This is a genomic window from Burkholderia sp. Ac-20344 (genome assembly GCF_017104975.1).
In the GTDB taxonomy this organism is placed as follows: Bacteria; Pseudomonadota; Gammaproteobacteria; order Burkholderiales; family Burkholderiaceae; genus Burkholderia.
Genome location: NZ_JAAGPP010000014.1, coordinates 8,528 through 26,487, shown reverse-complemented (window position 1 = coordinate 26,487; position 17,960 = coordinate 8,528). Strand labels below are relative to the sequence as shown.

Here is a 17,960-nt window from a genome sequence, read left to right as displayed (position 1 = left end):
GATTTTCGCGCGGTGAACACCGTTGCGCCGCGGCCCGCCATCGGGATTGTCCCGCTCTAATGTCTGACGAAATAACGCCGTTAAAAAAGAAACCGCCGAACCTGATCGGCTCGACGGTTTTTGAAGGCACGAATTTGACGGCTCCGAGGGAAGTCCGTCAGAAATTATTTTAGAGGTTAACAAGTCTTTAAGATTGTTAAACATAGTTCAATCGATAATCATCATATGATTTAACTTGATATTATTGGTTCAAGGTAGTTTGATTCCGTTTATAAATTTAATAATTTGTTTGAAACGGAAAAATTGGATGCTGCGATGATCGAATGACGGACGACGTCCGCGCTGCGGCGGGCTTGGCAGCGGCAGCGACCGAGGGCGATGCTTCATGGGCCGGTATTTATCTGATCAATTGAAGAAACTCCTGATTTGCGAGGCACGCAAGTTTCGGGAAAATTGATTCGGGCAAGGTTGTCTGGATGAGAAGAATAAACGGCATCCGGATCGGGGTATCGCAATTTGCGTTAGTGTGACCTGCCGCACAGTCGGTATCGTGCATGCGTGGTGTATTTCAAGTAATCGAATATCGTTGAAAAATATCGAATTTGACGGCGCGCCGAAGCGAAAAGTACGCTCCCGGAAAAGATCGACATAACAGGATAGGCCGGGTAGGCGGCGGAGCGCGTCAGGGTCGGCTTGCTCCGCATGTTTCTTGAGGTCGAGCCGCGATCGGCGGCTCGCCATTTGCCGGAGCGCCGGATGAATGCGGTCGAAGCTCGCCTGGAGGCGAATCGGGAAGCGAATCGCGACGAAATCGATTTCGTGTTCGGCGCCCCCGACGATCATCCCGACCTCGCGTCGGTACGCAGTTTCGTGGAAAGCCGGCTCGGGTTCGCGCAAGAGCCCGTGTGCCGGGCCGACCTGTCGGGCGGTGTGCTGTACCGGGAATGCCTGGCGCGATTGCGGTGGGGCGAGCGCGATGTGCTGCCGCCGGTCGCGTTCCTGCCTCGCCTCGAGGCGCTCGGGCTGATGCGGTGGTTCGACCGGCTCGTGGTCGGCCGGATGATCGACGCGCTGCGCGCCGATCCGGTTGCCGTCTACGGTTGCAATGTCGCGGCAGCGAGCGCGGTGGTCGACGACGCGTGGCTCGCCATCTTCAGGCGGCTCGAGCGCGAGCCGTCGGTCGCGGCGCGGCTGGTGGTCGAGATTACGGAGACGGGGCCGCTGAATCCCGTCGCGGGTCGTTCGTTCGTGAACCGCTTCCGGCAGGCCGGGTGCCGCATCGCGATCGACGATTTCGGTGTCGGCTTCAGCGCATTGAACAACCTGGTGGTCGGCAATCCCGATATCGTGAAGCTCGACCGGTCGGTTCTGTCGATGATCAAGCGCAACGCGATCGGGCGTTACCAGTTCCGCCGGCTGATCGCGTTCGCGCATGAAGGTGCGCGGCACGTCGTCGTCGAAGGCGTGGAGAGCGAGGTCGACCGGCAGATCATCGTGGATGCCGGCGTTACCTGGGCGCAGGGCATCCGTTTTTCATGGCGGTCGCCGGCCGCCGCGTGACGGCGCGGGAACAGGCGAAGTGGCGTGCATGATGCACGCCGGTGTAGGGCGTGGCCGGCGCGTGGCCGGGACGAAACGCAAAGGGGCATGGGCATGGCGGAGACGAAGGCCGGAAGCGGAACGGGCACGCAGGCGGCCGGTGCGCGCGACCTCGTCGCGATCGCCGAGCTGGCCGACATGCTGTGGCAGCTGGGCGCCGAATCGACCGATGTGCCGATCGACGTCGCGCCGTATCTCGACGGCCTGAAGGCGATTGCGCGTCGCATTCAGCGGATGAGCTCGCTCGACGCCGGCAGCCGTGAGCTGGCAGCGCGGCACTATTACGCGGGTGTCATCGCGGGCGCGTGCGGCGACGATTCGGCGATCGCACGTGGCGTATCCGACAGCCTCGTCAAGCAATCCGGCGGCGCCAGCCGGCCGGCGGCGCGTTGCTTTGCCGTGCTCGCGCGCACGGGGCGGCGGCATGGCCGTGTGTTCGCCGCACAGAGCGGCGATCGGGTGCTGGTCTAGCGCCTGTTCGCGCCGGTAGCGAGCCCTGGCGCGGAGCGAGGCGCGCGGGCCGCGTCGACATCATCCGCGCGCAGCGGCCCCGACCGCGGCAAATCGATCGATCCTTCCCGAATCCGCCGAGCACGAACGCCATCGCGCGGACGACTGCGTCGTTCCATGACGCGCAGCGCCGGTTGATGACGAACGGACCGTGGATCGAATCGATCACGACGAAATGGCGGACGGTTCGATTCATCGGCGGTGGCGTGAGCTGAATGCGGTCAGCCGAGCGTACGGTCGGCGAACAGCTGCCGGATCTGCGCGGAATACGCGTGCACGTTGTGGTCGGCGAGCGTGTCGACCTGGTGCAGGCAGCGGCGGGCCGCGACTGCGTAATCGTCGAGCCGCCCGTCGTGCGTTTGCGCTGCGGTCGCGATCGCGCGCGCCGCGTCGAAGATCTCGAAGTCCGGGTAGTAGTAGCCGACGTCGCGCAGGAACGGCGAGTTGTGCACGAGCGGGTAGTTGCCGTACAGCGCGTCGTACAGCAGATAGTTGAGGCCGTTTTCCCAGTGGTGGGACACGACGATGTCGGTGTGGTGCGCGGCCCACGCGACAAATGGCGCGCGCACGTCGGCGGTTGCCTTGCCGTCGCGCACCATCTCGAGCCCGAGCGCGAGATGCTTGAAGGCGACGTTTTCCTTCTTGTCGAACGTGTTGGTCATGTACACGTGCTCGACGAGCTCCGGATGCTCGACGTAGCACGCGTTCGCGGCGAGCATCGGCACGATCGAACTTTTCACGACGTTCAGGTTCGGCTCGAAAAACGCGATGCGCTTCGCGGTGCCGTGGTTGCGATAGCCGAAGCGCGCTTTCAGTTCAGGATCGGCGTCGAGGCTGCGCTCGATGAAATACGGCGACCAGATGTGCGGCAGCTCGATCACCGGTGCGCGATAGACGGCCTGGAAATACGCGGCGCACGTGTGCATGTGCTGCGGATTGGTCCAGATCTCGTCGAACTGCACGCGGTTCGGGTTCGGCCGCCACGGGTTCTTCTCGAAGTTGATCGTCTCGACGGCGATCACGTAGTCGTTGCCGAAGCGGTACGACACGCACTTGCCGCCGCGCCGGCGCACGGCCTCCGTGTGGGTCGGATCGATGAACGCGTTCATCTCGATCAGCAGGTCGGTCTGGTGGACGACGGCCGACAGCGGCCGCAGCGCGTCGCCGAACGCGTCCATCATCAGCGCCTGCGGATAGTCGGTGATGCCGTCGTCGTGCGCGAGCCAGACTTCGCCGATCAGCGGCGACTGCTTCAGCAGCATGTACAGGTATACGCAGTGCTGGTTCGCGCCGTTGTACCAGATCGACTGCGTCGCGTCGCGCTGCACGTTCATCGTTATCGCGACATTGAGTTTCATGGCGGCTCCGGGAAGGGGCGGGCGACGCGCGGCTTACCGCGCGTAGTTTTGCGACTGGCGCGGCACATAGCCGGTCAGGCGCCACGGGTTGCGCGGCCGAGGGGCGAGTGTTGCACTCATGTCGTCGGGTTCCGGGGCGGGCGGCGCGTCACGCGTCGCGATAGAGGGTGGCGATCGCGTCCGTATAGGCGGCGACGTTCTCGGGGTTGTAGATGCTCACGGAGCTGAGCACGTGCTTCGACTGCTCGCGGTACGCTTCCAGGTTCGCGTCGTGCTCGGCGAACGCCTGCAGCAGCGCGCGGCCGCCGGCCTGGCAGTCGAAGTCCGGATAGAAATAACCGGCCTTGCCGAGGAACGGCGAGTTGTGGATCAGCGGGTAGTCGCCGTACAGCAGCTCGTAGTACAGGTAGTTCTGCGCGTTTTCCCACGTGTGCGACACCACCGCATCGCCGTACGCGGCCATGAACTCGTACACCGCATAGCGGCTCTCGAACGTCGTGATCCCGTGGTTCACGATGTCGAGGCTCTTCGCGAAATGGACGAACGTCGCATGTTCCTTCAGGTGCAGCGTGTTGCACACGCGCACGAACTCGAGGAAATCAGGCTTGGCCCGATACGCTTCCTCGGCCACCAGCATCGGGATGACGCTCGTCTTCACCATGCAGATGTTCGGTTCGAACATCGTCACGCGCCAGCGCGGCTTGCCGGGCTCATAGCCGAACGACAGCCCGGCGCCGAGCGTCGCACGCGCCTTGTCGAACAGCATCGGATGCCAGATGTGCGGGACGATCGTGACGGGCGCGCGCAGGCCCGTCTGGTAATAGTGCAGGCACGAGCGCTCGAATTCGGGGATCGTCCATACGGCATCGTACGGCGCGCCCGAGAACAGGAAACCCGATGGCTTGTTGAACATCGCGCGTTCGATGTCGATCACGTAGTCGTTGCCGACCCGCATCGTGACGACCTTGCCGCCGCGCTCGCGGAACGCATGCAGGTAGTCCGCGCCGAACTGCGCGCTCATTTCGATCAGCACGTCGCAGCGCTGCAGCGCTTCGTCCATCGACAGCAGCGGCACATCCCATTCGCCGAGCATCATCTGCGGATCGGCGACCTGTTCGCCGCCGTTCACCATCACGGCTTCCGCGACGAGCGGCGACTGGCGCAGCAGCAGGATCAGCAGCAGGCAGTTCTGGAAGATGCCGTTTTCCCACAGCGACTGGCCGGCGCCGCGCACGAACAGCGATACGCCGACGACGAGACGCTTGCCCTCGCCGGGCGCTTGACGGGCATTGGAGTCCGACATGCGTATGCTCCGGTTCAGGCGACCAGACGCGAGATGAACGCGTCGAGGTTCGCGGGGTTGTCGATCGAGACCGACTGCAGCAGCCGGCCGGCCTTCGCGCGGTAGTCGTCGAGGCGTTCGTCGTGGTGCAGCCACGCTTCGAGCAGCGCGCGGCCGCCCGCGGCGGAATCGAAGTCCGGGTAGTAATAGCCGGCGTCGCCGATCAGCGTCGAGTTGTGGATCAGCGGATAGCCGCCGTACAGCACGTCGTAATACAGGTAGTTCTGCCCGTTTTCCCAGTGGTGCGATACGACCGCATCCGCGTGGCGCGCCATGAAGCCCGGCAGGTCGAGGCGCGGCTCGAAGGTCGCCTTGTGCTGGCGCACGAGATCGAGGCTGTTCGCGAAGTGCACGAAGGTCGGATGCTCCTTCATGTGCAACGCGTTCACGACGAACATGTGTTGCACCGCGTCCGGGCGCGCACGGTAGAACGCGTCGCACGCGAGCATCGGGTAGTGGCAGGACTTGGCGACCGAGATGTTCGGTTCGAGCATCGCGAGGCGCCACGGGCGCTGGCCTGGCCGATAGCCGAACGATGCGCCTTCTCCTGCGAGCGCGGCGATGCGGCGCTCGAGGAAGTACGGCGACCAGATGTGCGGCATCAGGTGTACCGGCGCGCGCAGGATGGTCTGCAGCATCGGTGCCGCGGTCTTGTCGTATTGCGGCAGCAGCCACACTTCGTCGAACGGCGCGCCGTTGAAGACGTGCCCCGACGGTTTGCCGAAGATCGGGGTTTCGCACAGGCCGGCATATACGTGCCCGCAGAAGAACGCGGCGATTTTCTTGCCGAGCGCCTTCATGTGCCTGAGCCATTCCACCGGCAGCTGCGCGCCCATTTCGATCACGACGTCGAGTTCGTGCGTGACGTCGGCGGGCTTCACGAGCGGGATGTCGAGGCCGTCGAGTTCGAGGCCGGCCGGCAGTGCGTTGGCGTCGCCGCCGTTCAGGAAGTAGACGGGGCCGACGCGATCCGAGCGCTTGAGCATCATCGCGAGGAACGCGATGTTCTGGTGTATGCCGTTTTCCCAGATCGCCTGGCCGTCGCGCGCAAACAGCGAGATGCCGACAGCCGGCCGTTGCTTGCGGGTGCCGCCCGAGGCGGCTTCATTGATGTCCGTCACCGGTTGGTTTCCTCTGCGGCGTCGTGCGTCCGGGCATCGCGTCGAGCGTCGGGCCTGGAAGCGGCGCGCCGTGGATTGTCATGGTTGCAGTTGCGCCGGTGCGCCGCGGCGGGCGAATCGGGCGGCCTGGTTCGCGAGGGCGGCGGCCGGTTTCCGGCATGTCATCGGGCACGCCTGGCACGGCGCGCGATGCGGGCAGGTTGCCCCGGCGACTGTCTGCGGCGATTGTGGCATGGAAACCGCCGGTTTTGGCGGGACGTGACGAACTTTGACATAGCCACCGGCCAACGTGAGCGGGGCGCCGGCGAAGCGGCGCCCGGGTTGTCCGGCGGAGGTCGGGTGCGGGCTCGGCGCGGCGCTGGCGGCCTGCCGGATCGGGGCGCCGCGCGCGGCGGCGGCCCGCTCAGTGCTGCAGGCGGATTTCGACGCGGCGGTTGCTGGCGCGGCCTTCGGGCGTTGCGTTGGACGCGACCGGATCGGCCTTGCCGCGGCCCGTGACCGTCAGCGAGTCGGTCTTCAGGCCGTGCGCCTTCAGGTACGCCGCGACGGATTCGGCGCGGCGCTTCGACAGCGCGAGGTTGTAGTCGTCGCTGCCCACCGAATCCGTAAAGCCGGTGACGCTCACCTGCGAGTACGCGTGGTCTGCGCGCTCGCTCAGCAACCGGTCGAGCGATTCGCGCGCGGTCGGGGCGAGCGTCGCGTGGTCGGTCGCGAACAGCGCGTCGCCCGACAGGTTCACCTGTTCGACGACGGCCGCCGCCGGCGCTTCGGCCGACGCTGCTTCGGCCGGTGCGGCGCCGCACTGGAACACGAGCGTCGCGGGATCGGATTTGTCGCGCAGCGCGCGGGCCGAGTCGACGGCGCGCACGGGCGCTTCGCCGCAAATCTTGCGGGCGGCCTTCATGCAGGTCTGCGGGCCCGACAGCAGGCCGTGGCAGTCCACCTGGAAGGTGCGCACGCCGTCGCGCGGCTGCAGTTCGGAGGCGCTGAAGGTCGGGCCGGATGCGGTCGAGCACGCGGCGAGAGCCGTTGCGGAAAGCGCGAGCGCAAGAGCGAGTTTGTTCACGGTTACATCCTCAAAGCTTGGGTTGACTGAAGCCCGCCACGGGTGGCGCGGCGGGCTCGTCCGGCCGTCGGGGCCGCCGCGGGCCGTCCGGCTGGCGAGCCGGGCGGCGCTGGCGGCGCGACGCGTTACTTCCACTGGTACAGCATGCCGGCGCCGATCACCTTCTGACCGCCGCTGAAGCCGCCGTTGATCGACGCCTTCAGGTTCTCCGTGATGCGGGCCTGCATGTTGACCGCCATCGCCTTCTGGCCGAGGAAGGTCGACGTGCCGATACCCATCCCGAAGTTGGCGTCGCGATCGAGCTGCGGGATCGACGCCATCGCGCCGACGGCCGCAATACCCTGCTTCGCCATCTGGTCGGTCTGCTGCAACTGCGAGCCCAGCGAGTTGATCTGCGCCTGCTGGCCCGACAGTGCCGTCGACAGCGTCGTCTGCACCTGCGTCAGCTGGTTCACGTTCACCGCGTCGGTGCCTTGCGTACCCGGCGCGACGTTCGTGATCTGGCGCTGCTGCTGGTCGCTGCCGACCGACACCACGTTCGAGCGGCCGCCGTCGTTGGAGCCTGCGCCGATCGCCACCGAGTTCGAACCTGCGGTGACGATCGGAAGATCGTTGCCCTTGCCGTTCAGGTCGGCGGCGACGCCGTTGTTGTTGACGGCGCGCGTCGTGTTGTTGTTGATCGTCGTCGACAGCGAGTTCAACGTGTTGTTGATGTTGTTCACGCCGGTTGACAGCGAGGCCACGTTGCTGTTCGTCGTGCTCAGGCCGGTGGACAGCGAGCCGATACCGGTCGACGTCGACGTCGACAGCGAGTTGACGTTGCTGTTCGTCGTGCTCAGGCCCGTCGACAGCGAGTTGATCGCGGTCGAGGTCGACGTGGACAGCGACGTCACCGAGCTGTTCGTGCTGCTCAGGCCGGTGGACAGCGAGTTGATGCCCGTCGACAGCGATGCGACGTTCGACGCGGTCGACGTCGACAGGGTGTTGATCGCGTTGTTCGTCGCGTTCAACTGGCTGCCGTTGATCGCGTCCGTGCTGCTGGCCGAGATCCGGCCGGCGGCGACGTTCGTGATCTGGCGTTCCTGGCCCGGTGCGCCGACGCTGACCACGCCAACCGGCGCGTTGCCTGCGAAGGGGTACGTGACGCCGCCGATCGTGGCGCTCGAGGTGCCGACTGCCGCGGCGGTGACCGAGTTGGCGCCGAGTGCGATCGAGTTCGCGACGTTCGCTTGCGCGTTCGTGCCGAAGGCGAGCGCGTCGGCGGCCGTGGCCTTGGCAGCCGAGCCGTAGGCTTGCGCGCCGGTGGCGCTTGCCGTGGCCTGGTTGCCGAGCGCGATCGTGTTGTCCGCGGTGGCCTGGTTCGAGCTGCCGAGGGCGAGCGCGCTGGCGCCGTTTGCCGTGTTCGCGTTGCCGAGCGCCACTGCGCCGTTGCCGGTCGCCGTGTCGTTCGCGCCCATCGCCACCGCGCCGGTACCCGTTGCGATGCTCGGGTCGCCGATCGCCACCGCGCCGTCGCCGCTAGCCGTGTTGCCGGAGCCGATCGACACGGCCTTGCCGCCCGTTGCCGATGCGTTCTGGCCGATCGCGACCGCGCCTGCCGACTGCGCGTTCGAGCCGTCGCCGACTGCGACGCTGCTCGCGCCGGCTGCGCTGGCGTTCACGCCGGCCGCGAGGGCGTTGGTGCCCGTTGCGCCGTCGTTGGCGTAGTTGCTTTGCTGCACGCCGTTGTCGTTGACGCTGTAGTAGTGCGTCTTCGCGGCGTTGATCGCGGTCGAGGTCGAGGTCGACAGCGACGTCACCGAGCTGTTCGTGCTGCTCAGGCCGGTGGACAGCGAGCCGATGCCGGTCGACGTCGACGTGGACAGCGACAGGATCGTGCTGTTCGTGCTGCTCAGGCCGGTGGACAGTGAGCCGATGCCAGTCGAGGTCGAAGTCGACAGCGAGGTGATCGAGCTGTTGGCCGAGGACAGACCGGTCGACGTCGAGGTCGACAGCGAATCGATCGAGCTGTTGGCCGTCGACAGACCGGTCGACGTCGAGGTCGACAACGACGTGATCGAGCTGTTTGCGGACGACAGGCCCGTGGAGGTCGAGGTCGACAGCGACGTGATCGAGCTGTTGGCCGTCGACAGCCCCGTCGACGTCGAAGTCGACAGCGACGTGATCGAGCTGTTGGCCGACGAGAGGCCCGTGGAGGTCGAGGTCGACAGCGACGTGATCGAGCTGTTGGCCGACGACAGCCCAGTCGAGGTCGAGGTCGACAGCGACGTGATCGAGCTGTTGGCCGTCGACAGACCGGTCGACGTCGAGGTCGAGAGCGAGGTGATCGAGCTGTTGGCCGAGGACAGACCGGTCGAGGTCGAAGTCGACAGCGAGGTGATCGAGCTGTTGGCCGAGGACAGACCCGTCGACGTCGAAGTCGAGAGCGAGGTGATTGAGCTGTTGGCCGAGGACAGACCGGTCGACGTCGAGGTCGACAGCGAATCGATCGAGCTGTTCGCGGACGACAGACCCGTCGACGTCGAAGTCGAGAGCGAGGTGATCGAGCTATTGGCCGACGACAGCCCCGTCGAGGTCGAGGTCGACAGCGACGTGATCGAGCTATTCGCGGACGACAGACCCGTCGACGTCGAAGTCGAGAGCGAGGTGATCGAGCTGTTGGCCGACGACAGGCCGGTCGAGGTGGAAGTCGACAGCGAGGTGATCGAGCTATTCGCCGACGACAGCCCCGTCGACGTCGAGGTCGACAGTGACGTGATCGAGCTATTCGCGGACGACAGACCCGTCGACGTGGAAGTCGACAGCGAGGTGATCGAGCTGTTCGCCGACGACAGCCCCGTCGACGTCGAAGTCGACAGCGACGTGATCGAGCTATTGGCTGACGACAGGCCCGTCGAGGTCGAGGTCGAGAGCGAGGTGATCGAGCTGTTGGCCGACGAGAGGCCCGTCGACGTCGAAGTCGACAGCGACGTGATCGAGCTATTCGCGGACGACAGACCCGTCGACGTGGAAGTCGACAGCGAGGTGATCGAGCTGTTCGCCGACGACAGCCCCGTCGACGTCGAAGTCGACAGCGAATCGATCGAGCTATTGGCCGACGAGAGACCCGTCGACGTCGAGGTCGAGAGCGAGGTGATCGAGCTGTTGGCCGTCGACAGCCCCGTCGACGTCGAAGTCGACAGCGAATCGATCGAGCTATTGGCCGACGAGAGACCCGTCGACGTCGAGGTCGAGAGCGAGGTGATCGAGCTGTTGGCCGTCGACAGCCCCGTCGACGTCGAAGTCGAGAGCGACGTGATCGAGCTGTTCGCCGAGGACAGACCGGTCGAGGTCGAGGTGGACAGCGACGTAATCGAGCTATTAGCCGAGGACAGGCCGGTCGAGGTCGAGGTCGAGAGCGACGTGATCGAGCTATTCGCGGACGACAGACCCGTCGATGTCGAAGTCGACAGCGAGGTGATCGAGCTATTGGCCGACGACAGACCCGTCGACGTCGAAGTCGAGAGCGACGTGATCGAGCTATTGGCCGACGACAGGCCGGTCGAGGTGGAAGTCGACAGCGAGGTGATCGAGCTGTTGGCCGACGACAGGCCGGTCGAGGTGGAAGTCGACAGCGAGGTGATCGAGCTGTTCGCCGACGACAGCCCCGTCGACGTCGAGGTCGACAGTGACGTGATCGAGCTATTCGCGGACGACAGACCCGTCGACGTCGAAGTCGACAGCGAGGTGATCGAGCTGTTGGCCGAGGACAGACCGGTCGACGTCGAGGTCGAGAGCGAGGTGATCGAGCTGTTAGCCGAGGACAGACCGGTCGAGGTCGAGGTCGAGAGCGACGTGATCGAGCTGTTGGCCGACGAGAGACCGGTCGACGTCGAGGTCGACAGCGAATCGATCGAGCTGTTTGCCGACGACAGACCCGTCGAGGTGGAAGTCGACAACGACGTGATCGAGCTGTTCGCCGACGACAGCCCCGTCGAGGTCGAGGTCGACAGCGACGTGATCGAGCTGTTGGCCGACGAGAGGCCCGTCGACGTCGAGGTCGACAGTGACGTGATCGAGCTATTCGCGGACGACAGCCCCGTCGACGTCGAAGTCGACAGCGAGGTGATCGAGCTATTGGCCGACGACAGACCCGTCGAGGTCGAGGTCGAGAGCGAATCGATCGAGCTGTTGGCCGACGACAGACCCGTGGAGGTCGAGGTGGACAGCGACGTGATCGAGCTGTTGGCGGACGACAAACCCGTGGACGTGGACGTGGACAGGCTTGCGAGTCCCGAGCCGGTAGCCTCGATTGCCTGATTGGTCGCGTAGAGCTGGGAGCCGTTGATGGCGTCCGTGCTGCTTCCGCTGATGCGGCCTGCCGCGACGTTGGTGATCGTCCGCTCGGCGCCCGCGTTGCCTACGCTGACGGTGCTGGTCGGCGACGTACCCGCGAAGCTGTAGGCCGTGCCATTGATGGTCGCACCGGCAGTGCCTACCACCGTTTTCGTGACCGAGTTGCTACCCAGCGCGACGTCGCCGCTTTGCGCACCCGCTACGGCGCTGCTGCCGATGCTGACCGTATCGTTGGCCGAGATTCCCGCGCCGGCCTGATTGCCCATCGCGACGTTGTTGTTCCCGGTGGTGCCCGCACCCGCGTAGGTGCCGAACGCCGAGTTACCGGTGCCGGTCGTCGAGGTTCCGGCGTAGTAACCCGCCGAGGTGTTGTAGGAACCGTTGACATAGGTGCCAGCGCCAACGCCCAGGCCCGCGTTGTAATCGCCGGTTACCGAGATGCCAGCCGTGTTGCCGACGGCCGTGTTGCCGGTGCCGGCCGTGTTCTGACCGGTGGCCGCGCCAACGGCGACGTTGTACGAGCCGCTGCTTCCCTGGCCGGCCGCCGCGCCGATGCTGATGGAGGCATCCGTCGCGGCCGTGGCCTTATCGCCGATGGCGATGCTTTGGGCGCCACCCGCGCTTGCGTTGGTGCCTGCCGCGAGCGAGTTGCGGCCGGTTGCGCCGTCGTTGTTGTAGTTGCCTTGCTGCACGCCGTTGTCGTTGACGCTGTAGTAGTGCGTCTTCGCGGCGTTGATCGCGGTGGAGGTCGACGTGGACAGCGATGTCACCGAGCTGTTCGTGGTGCTCAGTCCGGTGGACAGTGAGCTGATGCCGGTCGAGGTTGAAGTCGACAGCGAGGTGATCGAGCTATTCGCCGAGGACAGACCGGTCGACGTGGAGGTCGAGAGCGAAGCAACCGAGCTGTTGGCCGAACTGATACCGGTGGACAGCGAGTTGATGCCGGTCGAGGTCGACGTGGACAGCGACGTGATCGAGCTATTGGCCGACGACAGGCCGGTCGACGTGGAAGTCGAGAGCGAAGCAACCGAGCTGTTGGCCGAGCTGATGCCGGTGGACAGCGAATTGATGCCGGTCGACGTCGAGGTCGACAGCGAACCAATCGAGCTGTTAGCCGAGGACAGGCCGGTCGAGGTCGAGGTCGACAACGAGGTGATCGAGCTGTTTGCGGACGACAGACCCGTCGACGTCGAGGTCGACAGCGACGTGATCGAGCTGTTTGCCGACGACAGGCCGGTCGAGGTCGAGGTCGACAACGAGGTGATCGAGCTGTTTGCCGACGACAGGCCCGTCGAGGTCGAAGTCGACAACGACGTGATGGAACTGTTCGCGGACGACAGGCCCGTCGAAGTCGAAGTCGACAACGACGTGATCGAGCTGTTGGCCGTCGACAGGCCCGTCGAGGTGGAGGTCGAGAGCGATGTGATCGAGCTGTTTGCGGACGACAGACCCGTCGACGTCGAGGTCGACAGCGACGTGATCGAGCTGTTGGCCGACGACAGACCCGTCGAGGTCGAAGTCGACAACGAGGTGATCGAGCTGTTGGCCGACGACAGGCCGGTCGACGTGGAGGTCGACAGCGACGTGATCGAGCTGTTGGCCGTCGACAGGCCCGTCGAAGTCGAAGTCGACAACGAGGTGATCGAGCTGTTCGCGGACGACAGGCCCGTCGAGGTCGAAGTCGACAACGACGTGATCGAGCTGTTGGCCGTCGACAGGCCCGTCGAAGTCGAAGTCGACAACGAGGTGATCGAGCTGTTCGCCGACGAGAGGCCCGTCGAGGTCGACGTGGACAGCGACGTGATCGAGCTGTTCGCCGAAGAGAGGCCCGTCGAGGTTGAGGTCGACAGCGACGTGATCGAGCTGTTGGCCGTCGACAGGCCGGTCGACGTCGAGGTCGACAACGACGTGATCGAGCTGTTTGCCGACGACAGGCCCGTCGAGGTCGAAGTCGACAACGACGTGATCGAGCTGTTGGCCGTCGACAGGCCCGTCGAAGTCGAAGTCGACAACGAGGTGATCGAGCTGTTCGCCGACGAGAGGCCCGTCGAGGTCGAGGTGGACAGCGACGTGATCGAGCTGTTCGCGGACGACAGACCCGTCGACGTCGAGGTCGACAACGACGTGATCGAGCTGTTCGCAGACGACAGACCCGTCGACGTCGAGGTCGACAACGACGTGATCGAGCTGTTCGCAGACGACAGACCCGTCGACGTCGAGGTCGACAACGACGTGATCGAGCTGTTTGCCGACGACAGGCCCGTCGAGGTCGAGGTCGACAACGACGTGATCGAGCTGTTTGCCGACGACAGGCCCGTCGACGTCGAGGTCGACAACGACGTGATCGAGCTGTTAGCCGACGACAGACCCGTCGAGCTCGAAGTCGACAACGACGTGATCGAGCTGTTCGCGGACGAGAGGCCGGTCGAGGTCGACGTGGACAACGACGTGATCGAGCTGTTTGCCGACGACAGGCCGGTCGAGGTCGAGGTCGACAGCGACGTGATCGAGCTGTTGGCCGTCGACAGGCCCGTCGACGTCGAAGTGGACAGCGACGAAATGGCGCTGGTCGCTGTATTAACCTGTTCGGCGACCGAATAGAGCTGGCTGCCGTTGATCGCGTCGGTGCTGGTCGACGTTACCTGACCGGCGGCGACATTGGTGATTTGTCGCTCGTTGTTGTGGCTACCGACGCTAACGGTGCCGACCGGTGACGTGCCGGCAAATCCGCCGAACGTGACGCCGCCGACGGTCGCGCTGCTCGTGGCAACGGCCGGGGCCGTCTGCGAGCCGGCGCCGAGTGCAACGGAATTATTGGTGCCGGCGATGGCGCCCATGCCGATGGCGACGGCGTCGGTGCCGGTCGCGGTGCTGTCGGCGCCGGTCGAGTTCGCGTGGAAGTACTTGATGCCCTGGCTGTTGATGTTGTCGATCGCCGAGCCGACGCTGTTGGCGGTCGACGTCGTGCCGTTCGAGTTGTACGTGGTGTACGCCGGCGCCGAGACTTTGCCCGTCGTCGGATCGTACGTGGAACCGCCGCCGAGCGCCGACGCCGTGCTGGTGCCGAGGTTGTCCGTCTTGACCGTGACCGTGCTCAGGCCGGTGGACAGCGAGCCGATCGAGCTGTTTGCCGACGAGAGGCCGGTCGAGGTCGACGTGGACAGCGACAGGACCGAGCTGTTGGCCGAACTGATGCCGGTGGACAGCGAGTTGATGCCGGTCGAGGTCGACGTGGACAGCGACGTGATCGAGCTATTGGCGGACGACAGACCGGTCGACGTGGAAGTCGAGAGCGAAGCAACCGAGCTGTTGGCTGAGCTGATACCAGTGGACAGCGAGTTGATGCCGGTTGAGGTCGACGTGGACAACGACGTGATCGAGCTGTTAGCCGACGACAGGCCCGTCGACGTGGAAGTCGAGAGCGAGGCAACCGAGCTGTTGGCCGAGCTGATGCCAGTGGACAGCGAATTGATGCCGGTCGAGGTCGAGGTCGACAACGACGTGATCGAGCTATTAGCCGACGACAACCCCGTCGACGTGGAAGTCGACAGCGAAGCAACCGAGCTGTTGGCCGAACTGATACCAGTGGACAGCGAGTTGATGCCGGTCGAGGTCGACGTGGACAGCGAAGTGATCGAGCTATTAGCCGACGACAACCCCGTCGACGTGGAAGTCGACAGCGAAGCAACCGAGCTGTTAGCCGAGCTGATGCCGGTGGACAGCGAGTTGATACCGGTCGAAGTCGACGTGGACAGCGACGTGATCGAGCTATTAGCCGACGACAACCCCGTCGACGTGGAAGTCGAGAGCGAAGCAACCGAGCTGTTGGCCGAACTGATGCCGGTGGACAGCGAGTTGATACCGGTCGAAGTCGACGTGGACAGCGACGCGATCGAGCTGTTAGCCGACGACAGCCCCGTCGACGTCGACGTCGACAGGCTCGTGATGCTCGACGTCGTCGTGCTTGCAACCGCGTAGAGCTGGCTGCCGTTGATGGCGTCGGTGCTGGTCCCGCTGACGAGGCCTGCCGCGACGTTCTGAATGCGGCGTTCCGCATTCGGCTGGCCGACGCTGACAATGCCGCCCGTCGGCGTCGCGGCCTGGTAGGTGCCGAACGTCTGGCCACCGATCGTGGTGCTGCTGACGGCGGTGTTGCCGGCAGTCGTCGCCGACGCGGTGCTGTTCGTCACCGAGCTGCTGCCGAGGGCGATCGAATTCGCGACGTTCGCGGTCGAGCCGACGCCGATGGCGATGGCATTCGAGGCCGACGCATTGGCGTTCTGTGCGAACGCGACCGAGCCGGAACCCGACGCAGTCGAGTTCGAGCCGAAGGCCGTCGCATAGTTGTTCGAGGCCACGGCGGCGGAGCCGACGGCGACCGAACCGGAGGCGCCGCTGGCCGTCGAGCCGTTGCCAAGCGCGATCGCGTCCGCGCCTGTCGCCCGCGTGGTGGCGGCGAAGCTGCCGACGGTGCCGAGCGCAATCGCGCCAATGCCCGTCGCGGTTGCCGAGTTGCCGATTGCAACCGCGCCGTTCGTGCCGGTCGCGTTTGCGGAGCTGCCGATTGCAACCGAGCTGTTGGTCGCCGTGCTGCTGTTGCCCAGTGCGACGGAGCCCGTACCGGTTGCCGAGTTGCCGTTGCCGAGCGCGAGGGCGCCGGAACCGCTCGACGTGTTGTTTGCACCGATCGCCAGCGCACCCGTGCCGGTTGCGCTGTTCGGATCGCCGATCGCAACGGCGCCGTCGCCGTTTGCCACCTGGCCTCGGCCGATAGCGACCGCGCCGCCGCCTGCCGTGGCGCTGTTCGCGGTGGTGCCGGACGAACCGATTGCCACGTTCTGGCCCGTCGCGCCGGAGGTGACACCGTCGCCTTGCGCGATGCCGTACGCGCCATTGACGGTCGCGCCGCGGCCGACTGCGATCCCCGACGTGGCGCTCGATGCGACGGACGACTGCCCGCCGATGGCGATGCCGTCCGACGCAGCCGACTGCGCGCCCTTCGTTGCATTGCTGCCGATTGCGACCGAGCCCGCTCCGGATGCAATGGTGGAATTCGCATACGACAGCGGTGTCGTGCCGTTGCCGCCAGCGCCACCGATCGCGACGGAATTCAGTGCGTTTGCGGTTGAGCCGAAGCCCAGCGCAGTCGAGCCGATACCGCTCGCGGTCGTTTCGAGGCCTGCGGCGGTGCCCCACATGGCGGCTGAGCTGAGGAAGCCCTGAGCGGTGCCGCCCTTGCCGGTTACCTGAGCGTACGTGCCGTAAACCGTCGCGGCGAGGTTGTTGCCGCCGGACGCGTTACAGCCCGTCACGGTCGACCACGTGCCTGAACCGTCGGTGGGATAGGCGTTCGTATCGCCCATCGTCGTTCGACCGGCAGCGGTACTGCCGCTCACGGACGTGCAGCTAGACACCGAGAATTGCCCGAACCCGTTGACGGTTCCGGGTATGTAGGTCGCCGCGCTCGCGAGCGAAGGCATCGCGACCGCCAGCGCCGCGGCGACGGCGACCACGACAGCCGACTTGTTCGGCTTGCCCCGTGCCGAATCGTGTTCCGACGCGGCGACCCACGCGCCAAGGGCTTCGTTCCAGATCGAGCGGTATGTGCGATTCATGTCCTACTGCCTCCAAATGTGCACGCCACACACCGGTCTCTTTTGTTAGAGGAATACTCCGTGCGCTCGCGCGAATCTCAAAATTGATGGGCGGAGTTTATTGGAGGGGGATTTTCTAGATTGACAAAAAGTGATAAATAGCGGGTTTGTAAAGTTAAAGGATGGTTAATGGATGGTGTTTTGACGCGTCGAATAAGAATATGTTTGAAAGGTGAAAGAATGCTTAATGTATGATTCCGGCCTGCGTGTTGATTGGCTATTTTGTGTATAAAAATCAACGAGCTGCGTTTGTTTTGTGCGGAGGATTACACACGAAAGTGGCCAAATGGTAAGACAAATGAAATAGCAAACGTTTGCGAGATGAGTGTTTCTTACAATTATGTAATGATTTTTGGTGCGCTGATTGATAATATGGTCACTATCTTGTTAACTTGTTAATTCATGATTTGTATTTGGATTTTGTGCTTTTTTGTTTGATTATCTTAAAGTCGATTTAATTTGAAATTACGAACATCGGGCTATGCTGATTTGCGCATCTCGTTCGCTGCGAGGGCCCGCGCGACGGGCGTTCCGGGCCGGTTGGCTCGTCGAATTTGTAAAAAAGTGCTACGGGGCGGTGGGCTGGGCCGTCATCATTCTTCTTTCGAATTTGTCCTATTGACTATTTCGTTAATTGTGACAATAGAGCGAGATTCGAAGAGGGGCGAATCCGTCAGGGAGGCGTGACCTGCTTCACCTGCACGTCTGCTGGCGACAGGTTGTTGAAGAGGCCGGCGGACGTCGGCGGCGACGTTCATGAATCGTCAAATCCTGGGTGTGACAATTTGTCCGCACGTGCCGAAGCGCCGAAGAAAAAAGGGCGGGAATAAATGTGTCGGATGCGCCACATCCGGCAGGCGGATGCGGGTCGGTGAGGTCCCTCACCGTATGCGAACGGGCGACTTCGAGCGGGCGGTGGGCAGGACTGTCCAAGTGATGCGGTTCGCCGTGCAAGTGCGACGAACGCGCATCGAG

Annotated in this window: 7 protein-coding genes; 2 read left to right on the top strand and 5 right to left on the bottom strand. The window is 64.4% G+C overall.

The genetic code is table 11. The features are described from left to right. The first annotated feature begins 756 nt into the window (after positions 1–756). Together G3N64_RS07000 and G3N64_RS06995 are read left to right on the top strand one after the other, a co-directional pair. On the top strand, positions 757–1,560 hold the full coding sequence (locus G3N64_RS07000) for an EAL domain-containing protein (RefSeq protein WP_205783062.1): 804 nt from the start codon (positions 757–759) through the stop codon (positions 1,558–1,560). 87 nt (positions 1,561–1,647) lie between these two features. Next, complete coding sequence (locus G3N64_RS06995) at positions 1,648–2,070, top strand: hypothetical protein (protein ID WP_205783061.1); 423 nt, start codon at positions 1,648–1,650, stop codon at positions 2,068–2,070. Positions 2,071–2,330: 260 nt separating this feature from the next. Here the strand turns inward: G3N64_RS06995 and G3N64_RS06990 are convergent, their stop codons facing one another. The 5 genes from G3N64_RS06990 to G3N64_RS06970 all read right to left on the bottom strand — a co-directional run bounded on the left by G3N64_RS06990 (position 2,331) and on the right by G3N64_RS06970 (position 16,946). Next, a complete protein-coding gene (locus G3N64_RS06990; protein WP_205783060.1) occupies positions 2,331–3,467 on the bottom strand; it encodes a DUF2827 family protein in 1,137 nt (378 codons plus the stop codon). A 148-nt stretch (positions 3,468–3,615) separates the two neighbouring features. Further along, positions 3,616–4,770, bottom strand: coding sequence for a DUF2827 domain-containing protein (locus G3N64_RS06985; protein ID WP_205783059.1), 1,155 nt, complete (start codon positions 4,768–4,770; stop codon positions 3,616–3,618). Between the two features lie 14 nt (positions 4,771–4,784). After that, on the bottom strand, positions 4,785–5,930 hold the full coding sequence (locus tag G3N64_RS06980) for a DUF2827 domain-containing protein (protein WP_205783058.1): 1,146 nt from the start codon (positions 5,928–5,930) through the stop codon (positions 4,785–4,787). Between the two features lie 403 nt (positions 5,931–6,333). After that, positions 6,334–6,996, bottom strand: a complete 663-nt coding sequence (locus tag G3N64_RS06975; RefSeq protein WP_205783056.1) for an OmpA family protein — start codon at positions 6,994–6,996, stop codon at positions 6,334–6,336. Between the two features lie 125 nt (positions 6,997–7,121). Further along, a complete protein-coding gene (locus G3N64_RS06970; RefSeq protein ID WP_205783160.1) occupies positions 7,122–16,946 on the bottom strand; it encodes an ESPR-type extended signal peptide-containing protein in 9,825 nt (3,274 codons plus the stop codon). Positions 16,947–17,960 lie beyond the last annotated feature (1,014 nt).

What these genes read in the sequence shown, in the direction of transcription:
- G3N64_RS06985 (WP_205783059.1), bottom strand. Translation starts at nt 4,770, where the DNA reads ATGTCGGACTCCAATGCCCGTCAAGCGCCCGGCGAGGGCAAGCGTCTC.
- G3N64_RS06970 (WP_205783160.1), bottom strand. Translation starts at nt 16,946, where the DNA reads ATGAATCGCACATACCGCTCGATCTGGAACGAAGCCCTTGGCGCGTGG.
- G3N64_RS06995 (WP_205783061.1), top strand. Translation starts at nt 1,648, where the DNA reads ATGGGCATGGCGGAGACGAAGGCCGGAAGCGGAACGGGCACGCAGGCG.
- G3N64_RS07000 (WP_205783062.1), top strand. Translation starts at nt 757, where the DNA reads ATGAATGCGGTCGAAGCTCGCCTGGAGGCGAATCGGGAAGCGAATCGC.
- G3N64_RS06990 (WP_205783060.1), bottom strand. Translation starts at nt 3,467, where the DNA reads ATGAAACTCAATGTCGCGATAACGATGAACGTGCAGCGCGACGCGACG.